Annotated in this window: 12 protein-coding genes; 6 read left to right on the top strand and 6 right to left on the bottom strand. The window is 64.5% G+C overall.

The genetic code is table 11. The annotated features are described in order from the left end of the window. Positions 1-100: 100 nt before the first annotated feature. Positions 101-529, bottom strand: coding sequence for a DUF5069 domain-containing protein (locus VKF82_02475; GenBank protein HME80920.1), 429 nt, complete (start codon positions 527-529; stop codon positions 101-103). 73 nt (positions 530-602) lie between these two features. Here VKF82_02475 and VKF82_02470 point away from each other — a divergent pair, with 73 nt between their 5' ends. Continuing rightward, positions 603-1,733, top strand: a complete 1,131-nt coding sequence (locus VKF82_02470; GenBank protein HME80919.1) for a hypothetical protein — start codon at positions 603-605, stop codon at positions 1,731-1,733. A 119-nt stretch (positions 1,734-1,852) separates the two neighbouring features. After that, complete coding sequence (locus VKF82_02465) at positions 1,853-2,350, top strand: hypothetical protein (GenBank protein HME80918.1); 498 nt, start codon at positions 1,853-1,855, stop codon at positions 2,348-2,350. A 41-nt stretch (positions 2,351-2,391) separates the two neighbouring features. On the opposite strand, the gene VKF82_02460 is transcribed toward VKF82_02465, so the two are convergent. Beyond that, positions 2,392-3,285, bottom strand: coding sequence for a hypothetical protein (locus VKF82_02460; GenBank protein HME80917.1), 894 nt, complete (start codon positions 3,283-3,285; stop codon positions 2,392-2,394). A gap of 54 nt (positions 3,286-3,339) precedes the next feature. Between VKF82_02460 and VKF82_02455 the strand changes: the two genes are divergently transcribed. Then, positions 3,340-4,458: a glycosyltransferase family 1 protein gene (locus tag VKF82_02455; protein HME80916.1), complete on the top strand. Its 1,119-nt coding sequence runs from the start codon at positions 3,340-3,342 to the stop codon at positions 4,456-4,458. Here VKF82_02455 and VKF82_02450 read toward each other — a convergent pair. After that, a complete protein-coding gene (locus tag VKF82_02450) occupies positions 4,391-4,993 on the bottom strand; it encodes a cob(I)yrinic acid a,c-diamide adenosyltransferase (GenBank protein ID HME80915.1) in 603 nt (200 codons plus the stop codon). The genes VKF82_02455 and VKF82_02450 overlap by 68 nt on opposite strands. Before the next feature lie 10 nt (positions 4,994-5,003). Beyond that, positions 5,004-5,477: a YbhB/YbcL family Raf kinase inhibitor-like protein gene (locus tag VKF82_02445; protein ID HME80914.1), complete on the bottom strand. Its 474-nt coding sequence runs from the start codon at positions 5,475-5,477 to the stop codon at positions 5,004-5,006. A gap of 144 nt (positions 5,478-5,621) precedes the next feature. On the opposite strand from VKF82_02445, the gene VKF82_02440 reads away from it, so the two are divergent. The 3 genes from VKF82_02440 to VKF82_02430 all read left to right on the top strand — a co-directional run bounded on the left by VKF82_02440 (position 5,622) and on the right by VKF82_02430 (position 8,655). Continuing rightward, positions 5,622-6,995, top strand: coding sequence for a TIGR01777 family oxidoreductase (locus VKF82_02440; GenBank protein ID HME80913.1), 1,374 nt, complete (start codon positions 5,622-5,624; stop codon positions 6,993-6,995). 852 nt (positions 6,996-7,847) lie between these two features. Further along, positions 7,848-8,303 carry a hypothetical protein gene (locus VKF82_02435; protein ID HME80912.1) on the top strand — a complete coding sequence of 152 codons (456 nt, stop codon included), beginning with the start codon at positions 7,848-7,850 and terminating at the stop codon, positions 8,301-8,303. Between the two features lie 76 nt (positions 8,304-8,379). Beyond that, on the top strand, positions 8,380-8,655 hold the full coding sequence (locus VKF82_02430) for a hypothetical protein (protein ID HME80911.1): 276 nt from the start codon (positions 8,380-8,382) through the stop codon (positions 8,653-8,655). Positions 8,656-8,683: 28 nt separating this feature from the next. Here the strand turns inward: VKF82_02430 and VKF82_02425 are convergent, their stop codons facing one another. Together VKF82_02425 and VKF82_02420 are read right to left on the bottom strand one after the other, a co-directional pair. After that, a complete protein-coding gene (locus tag VKF82_02425) occupies positions 8,684-9,508 on the bottom strand; it encodes a hypothetical protein (protein ID HME80910.1) in 825 nt (274 codons plus the stop codon). Positions 9,509-9,612: 104 nt separating this feature from the next. Then, a partial coding sequence (locus VKF82_02420; GenBank protein ID HME80909.1) for a peptide ABC transporter substrate-binding protein occupies positions 9,613-10,945 on the bottom strand: 1,333 nt, incomplete at its 5' end.

Below are 10,945 nucleotides of genomic sequence, written 5' to 3'. Positions count from 1 at the left end.
CGCGCGTCACGCTCATGCACGGCGCGCGATCCAAAGACAAGCTCTTCGCGATCAGCGGTATGTCGCGCGCCGAGCTCGACGACAAACTCAACCGTTTGCGCTAGAGGAACTCGGACTCCCACATCGCCTTGTCGTCGGCCTCGAGCACGTCGAACAGATTCGTCAGCTCGCGCTTTTTGGCCACAGGGTAACGCCGGTGAAAATCATCCGGATCCTTGACGCCGGCGGTGGTCAGGTTCTCGAAATGCTCGTTGACCTGCTTGTACTTGCCGGTGTCGGCGTGCTCGCGCAGCCACTTCGCGACGTCCTCGTCGGAATTGGCGCGCCGTACCGCCTCCAGCAGATCCGCTTCCCTCACGCCGATCATCTCGAGCATGCGCGTGCTGAACCCAGGGATCTTATAGGGGCCGAGGTTGCCGCCAGGCAGACTTGCCCGCAGCTTGTCGATCGTGCGCGGCACCAGCACGACGCCGTCCAGCCGCTCCCGCGGCGAGCGCGGCGGGTGTTTGGTCAGATCTAATGGTTCCATGAAGCGGACATGCGCGCGACCCGCCGCGCTTCCCTGTCACGCCGCGGCCGAAAAGCCGATATAGATAGGTAAGATGACCCCCAAAATCGCCGGTATCGCAGTTGCCGCGGCCATCGCGTTCGCCGTCGGCTGCGCCGGAAGCGGGGGCGTTTCGGGGCTGCCGCCGATCAACAGCGGAGGCTCCACACCCACCCCCGTGCCCACCGGCAAGGTCGCGCTCAACGACCTCGGCGCGGGCACGTACCTCGGCTTTGAGGGCGGCCTCTATCCCAACGGCGCCAACAATCCGCCCCCGGCGCAGGATACGGCGGGCATGTCGCACGCAGCTGCGGTCAGACCGTTGGACGCAAGCGGCAACCCGAGTGCAAGCGGCAAGATCGTCTTGCTCTCGATCGGCATGTCGAACACGACCGACGAGTGGTGCGGCGGCGGCGACGCGGCGCCGTGCGTCGCTTCCACGTTCACGGCGCTGGCACAGTCGGGCGGACTCAACAAAGCGCTGGTCATCGCGGACGGCGCGCTCGGCGGCCAAGCCGCGCCGTCATGGCTCAATCCGTTTTCACCGCCTGCGCCGTGCCTCTCACCGCAGGTCGACGGATATTGCACCAACTACGATCGCGTCGCCAACGTCGTCTTGCCGCCGCTCGGGGTGACCGAGAAACAAGTCCAAGTCATCTGGCTCAAAGAGGCCGACGAGAATCCGACGATCTCGCTTCCATCGTCATCGGCCGATGCCTACACGCTGGAAGCCAATCTCGGGCACATCGTGCGCGCCGCCAAGCAGCGCTATCCGGATCTGCGGATGATCTTCTTGTCGAGCCGCACCTATGGCGGCTACGCGACGACAAGCCTGAACCCCGAACCCTACGCGTACGAATCTGCATTCGCCGTGAAGTGGCTCATCCAAGCGCAGATCAACCAGATGCAGAACGGCACCGTCGATCCGATCGCCGGCGATCTGAACTACAACAACGGCACCGCCCCATGGCTGGGTTGGGCTGCGTACCTGTGGGCCAATGGCACGACAGCCCGCTCTGACGGACTGATCTGGTGCAACGGCCAAGCCGGCCCGCCATGCAACGGCGAACAGGACTATCAGTCCGACGGCACCCACCCGCTCAATCCCGTGGGCACGGCCAAGGTCGGCGATCAGCTTCTCAATTTCTTCAAGACGTCGCCGTACACGGCGTCGTGGTTCTTGTAAGCGCACTCTAAGCCGCGCTTCATCCGGTGCTCATCGACTCCTCACCGCGCACGACGACGGGCGGCGTGGCCGCAGCGTTTCATCGACATGCGGGTTGGGGACGCCCGAACCATCAACCAATGACACAAGGAGTCGATCCGATGAAACGTCCGCTCACGATCTCACTGCTTTTCGCGCTGATCCTCAGCGCGCTGATCCCCTCGCTATCGCTTGCGGCCTCAGGCCCGCAAAGCGACGCCAACCTGCGCTGGGCGAGTTCCCGCCTCGAGCGTGACATCGACATGCTGCAGCGCGACAACCGCGATTACGATGGACACCGCGCGCAAGCCGTCGAAGACATCCAAGACGGCCGCAACCAGTTGGCAGCGGCGCTGAGCTACGACCGTCGACATGACTACTACCCGACGGCCGTGGCCGTGGCGCCGGACGTCGAGGCGTATCCCGGAAATCGCAGCGATGCGAATCTGATCTACGTGCGCCACGACGTCGAGCAGGTCATCGACGTCCTCCAGCGCGACAACACGGACTACGGCGGCCACCGCGTCGACGCGATCGGATTCATGCAGCAGGGCCGTCAGCAGCTCGACGAGGCGCTGCGCGCGGACCGCGGCCACTAGTCCCAATCCGGGGACATGTAGTAGCGGGCTCTTTGAGCCCGCTACTCTCTAAAGCCCCAGCGCAGGCGCGCCTCGGCGACGCGGAACACCAATACCTGGCCGTAGTTGGCCGCACGAATCGCATTGCGGGCACGATCGAAGACAGATTGAGCCGCGACTATCTGGTCCACGGCCGCGAACGTGTCGGCCCACTCAACTCGCAACCGTGCGATCGTCGCAACTGCGGCCGCCGGGTGTTGTCCGTGAAACGCAAGCGCATCCCGCAGTTGCTCGCCCCACACCAGTGCCGGCGTGAGTGTTTCCAACGAGGCGGCCTTGTCCAACAGCGTCACCGGCTGACCCAACGACTTGTACAACCGTTCGCGCTCGACTTCCATCTCGGGCGTGCACACGTGGCCGTAGTGCGCGCCGACCGCGGGCAACGCCTCGCGCCGCCCCAATGGGACGAGCCGCTCGTGCACGCCGCCCTCCCAACGCCGGCCGGGCGCCAGCCGGAAGAAGCGCAGCCGCCGGTGCATCGTATTCCAGTAGTCGAATGAGCCGATGAAGTTGCGCGAATAGCCGTCGAGCGCGTCGACGTCGGATGGCAGCCGCGGCAGCACGCGGACCATTGCACGCAGCTCCTCGCCATGCACCTCGTCGGCGTCGGCGAACAGCGCCCAGCCGCCACGAAATGCCTCCGGGGTAGCCTCGATGCACGCGTTTCGTGCGGCGGAAAAATCGATGAAGACGGTCCGCAAGTGTGTCAGGCGTCCGCTGCGCGCGAACGCGCAAGCGCCGATAGTACTATCATTGGGGCCGCCGGCGTCGCCGGAATTATCGTTGATCACCGCGTGCGCGCAGACATCGGCGATCGACGAGAGCGCATCGGCGAGGTAAGGCTCGGTCCGTCGCCCAACGATCATGTGAGCGACGACACCGGGAGCGCTGATCATGGCGTCCGAATTGCCCGCCCCAAGGCTTGCCACCCTCCGCACGAGGTGACTCCAGTGGCCCTTCGCATCGGCGTCGACGCATGGAACCTGCCTGGCGACCACCGCGGCATCGGCCGCTACACGCGAGCGCTGCTGCGCTGCTGGTCCAGCTATAGCCGCGATCACGTCGCGCCGACGCTCATCATCCCCGAATGGCCGCCCCTGCTGCACGCCCCGCGCTACCGACAAGAACTGGGCGGCCTCGCACTGCCAGCCATCCATCGCGGCTCGGTCACGCCCAAATCGTTCGATCTGGTGTGGTTCCCATGGAACGGCATGAGCTGGATCCCGCCGGGCATCGGCATCGTGACCTTGCACGACGCTTCGCTGTTCGCGTTGCCGCCCGAAAACGCCGACGTGCGCGAAAAAGAGCAGCGTCCATTCCGCGTCGCAGCCGCCACTGCGACCCGCATCATCACCGACTCGCATTTCTCCAAGGGCGAATTGGCTCGACATCTCAACATCGAACCCGACCGCATCGACGTGGTCCATCTCGGAGTCGATCCGGTGCGCGTGGCGCCGGGCCCGCCGCCGATCCCGCAACCGTACCTGCTGTTCGTGGGCGAGACGGAAACGCGCAAAGGCATCGACGTGCTCGAAGCCGCGCTTGCCAAAGTGAATGATGCGCCAATGCTGGTCATCGCCGGCAAGCGTTCGGACGCCGACAGCGTCAACAAAGAGGATCGCGTGGCGTTCGATCCGGCCGCGCCGGTGAAATATCTTGGCCACGTATCGGATAGCGTGCTCGCATCCTTATACGCGCATGCCAAAGCGGTCATCTACCCGTCGCGCTACGAGGGCTTCGGCCTGCCGGTGCTCGAGGCGATGGCCTACGGTGCGCCCGTCATCGCGTCAGACGCCGCCGGCATCCCAGAAGCGGGCGGCGATGCAGCGCTCTACTTTCCAAGCGGCGATGTCGAGGCGCTGGCCAATGCGATCTCGCTCGTGTTGACAGAGGACGAACTTGCCGACAACCTGCGCGAGCTTGGCCGCCGGCGCGCCGCGCAGATGACCTGGGACATGACCGCCTCCCAGACGGTCGCGATCTTCGAGCGCGTGCTCAAAGTCAGAACGCGTCGGGTGGGTTCGCCTTCGGGTTCCAGCGGTGCTCACTCGAACCTAGTTCACCATTGACCCAGCGCGCCCAGGCGAACAGCGCGTCCGACAGACGATTGATGTAGACGAGCACCAGCGGCTCGACCGGTTCGCTTTTCGCCAGCTCCACGATGCTGCGCTCGGCGCGCCGGCACACTGCGCGCGCGAGATGCAGCAGCCCGCCCGCCTGCGTGCCGCCGGGATGGATGAAGGCGTCGAGTGGCGGCAGCTGATCCTGCGCCGCATCGATCGCTTTTTCAAGCGCATCGACATCGCGCTGCGTGATGCGCGGAATGGATTCGCGCTGGATCACGGGCATGGTGGCCAGATCGCTGCCCAGATTGAAGAGCGCGTCTTGCGTCCACGCGAGCCACGCATCCAACGACGCGACGCGCGGATGCGTCGCGATCCTCTCCTGCAGGCTGCGTCGCGCCAGGCCGATCACGCTGGAGCACTCGTCGACGTCGCCGAACGAGCGGATGCGCGCGGAATGCTTCGCCACGCGCTGGCCGCCCACCAATCCGGTGTCGCCAGTGTCGCCGCCGCGGGTGTAGATGCGCGTGCGTTTGCTCACCGAGCGAACGTCAACGTGAGTACAGGCCGGTCAGCTGGGTCTTGCCCAACACGTGGCCCTGGATGGCTTGGAGCAGGTCGGGACCGGTCGTGTCGCCCGAAACACCCGGCACCGCGGGCACGTCAAGCGCGTAGATGACGAAGTCGTAATGATGCGGCGCTCCAGGCGGCGGACAGGGGCCGCCATAGCCCCGCGTCTTGAAACTCGTCGTGCCGTAGACCCAGGTGACGATGACGCTTTGCGCGCTGGTGTCCAAGCCCGTGCGCGACGCCGGGATGTTGAACACGACCCAATGCCACCAGCCGCCGGGCGCTTTCGCGTCCGGATCGTGCATGGTGATGGCAAAGCTCTTGGTGCCTTGCGGCGCTCCCGCCCAGTTCAGCGCGGGCGCCTCATTGCTGCCGCCACACCCCATGAGATTGTACGCCGCCGAGGTCGGCAGTCTGCCGCCGTCGACAAAGGTAGAGCTGGTAACCGTGAACATCACAACGGCTAAGACTTGTCCAACCATAGAAGCGCTGACCTCCCACGCGACATGCCTCGTGGTGCAAACCCGTTGCCGCCTTCGTCTTAGCGCGCCGGACTTCCCATCGGGCCGCGGCAGCAGCGCTTCGCCGCGACGGCGAACGTGCCGGTCACACAGATGAAGATCGTCGTCAGCGGAGCCACCGGATTTATAGGAAGCGCGATCGTGCGGGCGCTGCTCGCGCGCGGCGACCGCGTCGTCGCGCTCAGCCGCTCGCCCGAGCGGGCCCGTTTCCCGTCGGGTATCGAGGTCGCACGCTTTGACCCGAACGGCACGGTCAACGCCGCACCTTTCGAAGCAGCCGACGCCGTCGTCCATCTCGCGGGTGAGACCGTAGCCGGGCGCTGGACGCAAGAGAAGAAGCGCGCCATCTATGATTCGCGCGTCGTCGGCACGCGCACACTGGTAGACTCGATCGCGGCGTGCGCGCGCAAACCGCGCGTGCTGGTCTCGGCGTCCGCGGTCGGCTACTACGGCGATCGCAAGGATGAACCGCTGCTCGAAACGAGCGCGCCCGGCTCGGGCTTCCTCGCCGACACATGCGTGGAATGGGAACGCGAAACGCAGCGCGCGCAGACGTTGGGTCTGCGCACGGCGTGGCTGCGCCAAGGCCTCGTGCTCGGTTCGGGCGGCGGCGTGCTCGCCGAGATGCTGCCCCCATTTCAGTTCTTAGCCGGCGGTCCATACGGCAACGGCTCGCAGTGGATGCCGTGGATCCGTCTCGACGATGACGTCGCTATGTTCGTGTTCGCGCTGGACCGCGATGTCAGTGGCCCGTTCAACGCCGTCGCCCCCGACTACGCGACGAGCGCGCGCCTGGCAAGCGCGCTCGGCCACGCCCTGCGCCGCCCGGCGCTGGCGTATGCGCCCGGCATCGCGCTCTACGCTGTGCTCGGCAGATTCGCGTCGACGCTGCTCGCCAGCCAGCTCGTGCTGCCCGACGCGGCGCTATGCGCAGGCTTCACCTTTAAACATGAGCTGCTCGAGCAAGCGCTGCTCGACATCATCGCGCCCGGTTCGGGTCGCAGGCCCGCGTTACATCACTTCGAAGATTCGGTCGTCGTCAAGGCGCCGCTCGACAAAGCCTTCGCGTTTTTCGCCGACGCGTCGAACCTGGCGCGCCTGACGCCGCCCGCGCTGGATTTCCGCATGCGCACGGCGTCGCCGGTCGCCATGCGGCGCGGCGCCCTGATCGAATACTCGCTCAAAGTGAGAGGTGTGCCGATGCGTTGGAAATCGTTGATCAGCGACTGGCAGCCTGGCGCTCGCTTCACCGATTACCAACTGCGCGGCCCGTATGCGCTGTGGCGCCACGAGCATGAGTTTGCGGAGGATTCCGGCGGCACGCTGGTGCGCGATCGCGTCGCCTATTCGTTGCCGTTCGCGCCGCTCGGCGACATCGCGTTGCCGCTCGTGCGCAAAGATGTGGATAAGATCTTCGAGTTCCGACGGGAAGCGATTGCCCGCTTGCTTTAAAGGTGGTGGTATGGGAACCGCTCGTTGCTCATGCGGAAACGTAGAAATCGAAGCGTTTGGTACACCCATCGCGAGTGTCGTCTGCTATTGCGACTCTTGCCAAGAAGGCTCCCGGCAGATTGAGGCATTGACTAACGCTATTCCGATTCTAGGTCCAGATGGTGGAACCGCCTACGTTCTTTATCGTAAAGACCGCATAAAATACTCAAAGGGTGCCGAGCTTCTAAAAGGTTATAAGATCGAGGAGAAATCGACCACGAGCCGAGTTGTTGCTACCTGCTGCAGTTCGGCCATGGTAATGCGATTTGATGATGCGAAGCACTGGGTACCCGTGTATCGAGCGCGATTTCAGGGCGACATGCCTCCCTTGCAATGGCGTATTTGTACGAAATTCAAGCCCGAGAATGCCGGGGTCCCGACGGATATTCCAAGTTCAACGATGTACCCCGCCGGATTCATGTGGAAGCTTTTGATCTCAAGAATTTCAATGCTGTTTAGCAGATAAGTGTAGTCCCGCGCTCTTGAGCGCGGGCAAAGAAAAAGGGCGTTTAGCCGATGCGTACGCCCCAACCCTCGAAGCCGCCCAGCTCGTTCGCCGGGGTCAGAATCGTGGGGTATTCAAGTCCGATGCCTTGCCGGATTGTCATGGTCTGCTCCTTCGCCGGAACTTTCCGGCCGTCCAAGTACGTTCACGGATATGGGTACCGGGCAAGCGTCGAAAAGTTTCAGCGTCCTGTCTGGGACACTGCCACAAGGGCCGCGTGGGTGACGGGCGCGAACCTACGGCGGGCATCTAAGCGTCGCGCGTCGCCTACCAGCGCGGCGGCATTCTTCGATTGAAGAGGAGATTCTATGCGTAAGTTTTCTTTCGGTCTCGCAGCCATCGCGATGGTCGCGGGCACGGCCTGCGTCGCGCTGGCCGCCAACCCACCGCCGGTCGAGGGCGGCAATATGATGGCGCCCGCCAAGGGTCAGCTCGTGTTCAAATTCAACCCGATCGGCGGCGGGACCCAAAAGGGCACCGTGACGTTGGTGCCGATGGGTGAAAAGACCAAGGTCACCATCAGCCTCACGGGCGAACCGGAAGGCGCGATCGAGCCGTCGCACTTCCACAAAGGCAACTGCGCGCATCCCGGCGCCGTCACCTATCCGCTGACCGACGTGGTCGCGGGCAGTTCGGTGACGGTCGTCAACGCCCCGATCAGCAAGCTCGCGATCGCGGGCGACTCGGTCAACGTCCACAAGTCCGCCGCGCAGCTCAACGTCTACATGGCCTGTGCCGACCTCGGCAATCCGCCGAGCATGTAGGCTCCACGTACACGACAACCGCGCAGGGCGGAGCGATGCGGGACTACCCGCGCGCTCCGCTTTGTCGTCGTAACACATGACAGAAAACGAGTTCATCCAGCGTTTGCAGCGCGCCGGCAAAGCCGACGAGACGCTCGCGCTCATCGACAAGCTCGGCTTCAGGCGCGACTTCGTCCTCACCAACGTGCTGGTCGATTCCGGCAGCGTCAGCGTGGCGCACATCGCCATGCTATGGCAAGGCATGCCGAACAAGCACGACCGGAAACGCACGCAAGCGCTGCTCGACGCACTGACCGAAGCCGGCCTGCTCGCATTCGATCAGTCCACCGAAACCTGGTCCCTCAAAATGTAGTAGCTCGTTCTCGTGAACGCGCTACTCTCTATTGTCCGCTCGCGACACCGTACGGCAAGAACGTCGTTGGTACGACGAGGGACACAGTCGTGTACGGCGGGGTTAGCACGTCGATCTGATTCGGCGTCTCTACGGTGATGTACATCGTGCCGTCCGACCCGATCGCCATCTGCTCCAGCGTGCCCGGGATCGACACCGTCGACGCCGGCATGCTTGCGGCAGTATAGGGCGGGTGGTAGACGTCCATCGTGCCCTTGCCGTTTCCGTCGGCGACGTACAAGTTGTCGCTCGAGTCGGTCACCAGACCCTCGTTGAAACTATCCCGCCCGAACGCGATCCCGGCTTGTCCTGAATGGACGGGACTTGCGAAGTATCCGATCGTGCCGACATTCGCAAGGAAGAGATTATTGCCGGTGTCCACGGCCGCGCCGTACGGGTCGTTCACCGAGGCGCCGCTCAGCGTGAAACTAGGGCTCGTGACGCCGCCTTGATAGACGTCCGCGCAGCACGTGGCGCTCATATTCTCCGACAAGTAGATCGTGCCGGTCGAATCGATCGCGGCGCCAATGGGCGAAGATGTGACCGTGAGCGTCTTGGCCGGGGTGCTGGTGGTGGTAAGCGGGAGCGTTAGCACGTATAGCCCGCTGACGAGCTCGCCTCCGAACACTGCGTTCTGGCACACGCAGGTCTTCGCTGCGACCGTCACGGCGGGCGTGCTCGTCGCCGTGAGCGGCAGCGTGTAGGCGTAAAGCGTACCGGTCGAGTCGGTCACATACAGATGAGGCGGCGCGGCCGGCGGCGCCGGCGTCGAGCTGCTGCTCGAGCAACCGCCGGCCAGAAAGCCCAAGGCCACGCACCATAAAACCGTTCTGATGCCCGCAATGCGCATTGAGAATCTCCTCAAGAAGCCCGTAAGAAAGCCCCTGTCATCATACCCGTTTACGGACTTGGCTTCAACTATCTGCGCCACTGCCACGCGTTCGAGGTCGGCGAAAACGGCGTGGGCACAAAGCCGCTCACCGCAAGGTTCACCGCATACCCGTACGTCGGCGCGTAGAGATACAAATAGGGGATGTCGCGCGCAAGCGCACGCTGGATCTTCGAGTACCGCACGCGCCGCTGCGCTTGATCCGGCGTTCCAAGCGCCGCTCGTTCGAGCGCATCCACTTCGGCGCTGCAATAGCCCGCATAATTCGACGCGCCCGCGCACGTGACCACATCCGAGTCATCCGGGTCTTCGCCTGAACGCCAGGCGAAGTACGCGAGATCGTACTTGCCGCTCATGAGCAACCCGCCCGCGCTGGCAGGCAAGTAGAAGTGCGCGAGCGTCACCCGTTTGATGGTGACCTCCATGCCGCGCGCGGCGAGCATCTGCTGCACGTATTCCGCCGTTCGCACCGCAGTGTCGCCCTCGGGGAACACGGCGAAGACGATCGCAAGCGTATGTCCATCCCTGCGGCGCACTCCGTCCGATCCGCGGCGCCACCCTAACGCATCGAGTGCGCGGTCGGCGGTGTGCGGGTCGTACGAGGGCAGGCGCGCGCCCGGATCGTAGGCCCACGAGAACGGAGGCTGATCGCTATCCGTCACGGGGTACTGCCCGGCTGTGATCGACCGGCTCAACCGATGCCGATCGATGCTCTGTGCGACGGCGACGCGCAGACGCTCATCGTCGAATGGCGCGTGGCGCAGATCGAACGCAAGCGCGCCGTAGCCCGCGAACGGCGCGTACACCATGCGCAGATCGCCCGGCGAGCCGAGCGCAAGACGCTGCGCCGGCGAGAGCAATGACCAATCGAGGTCGCCCGCACGCAGCAGCGTCAGATCCGTATTGAAATCAGGCACGACCATGGCCGTCACGGTCTGCAGCGACGGCATGCCGCGATAGTAGCGCGGATTTGCCCGGTACACGATGCGCGTGGAGCGCTCCCAGGTGACCGGCTCGAACGGGCCCGTGCCCATCGGATGAAGATCGAACGCCTCCCAGGGCGTCCGCGAGGGCACGTCGAGCAGATGGGCAGGCACGATCGGCATCGGATTCGCGCCGTAGGTGAACAGCGTCAGCACGGCCGGCGCCCACGCGTGCTTGAGATGCACGATCGCGGTGTACGGATCCGGCGTCTCGATCGACTCGATGAGATCGTAGCCGCGCGTGCTCGTCACGGCGTTGCGCGGGTCCACGATCGCGCGCCACGTGAAGCGCACGTCGCGCGAGGTGAACGGCGCGCCGTCCTGCCAGCGCACGTCGTGGCGCAGGCGATAGGTGATGCGCCGGCCATCTGCGCTGACG

The sequence above is a fragment of the Candidatus Eremiobacteraceae bacterium genome (assembly GCA_035314825.1).
Lineage (GTDB): Bacteria > Vulcanimicrobiota > Vulcanimicrobiia > Eremiobacterales > Eremiobacteraceae > JAFAHD01.
This window is presented reverse-complemented; position numbering and strand designations above follow the sequence as displayed.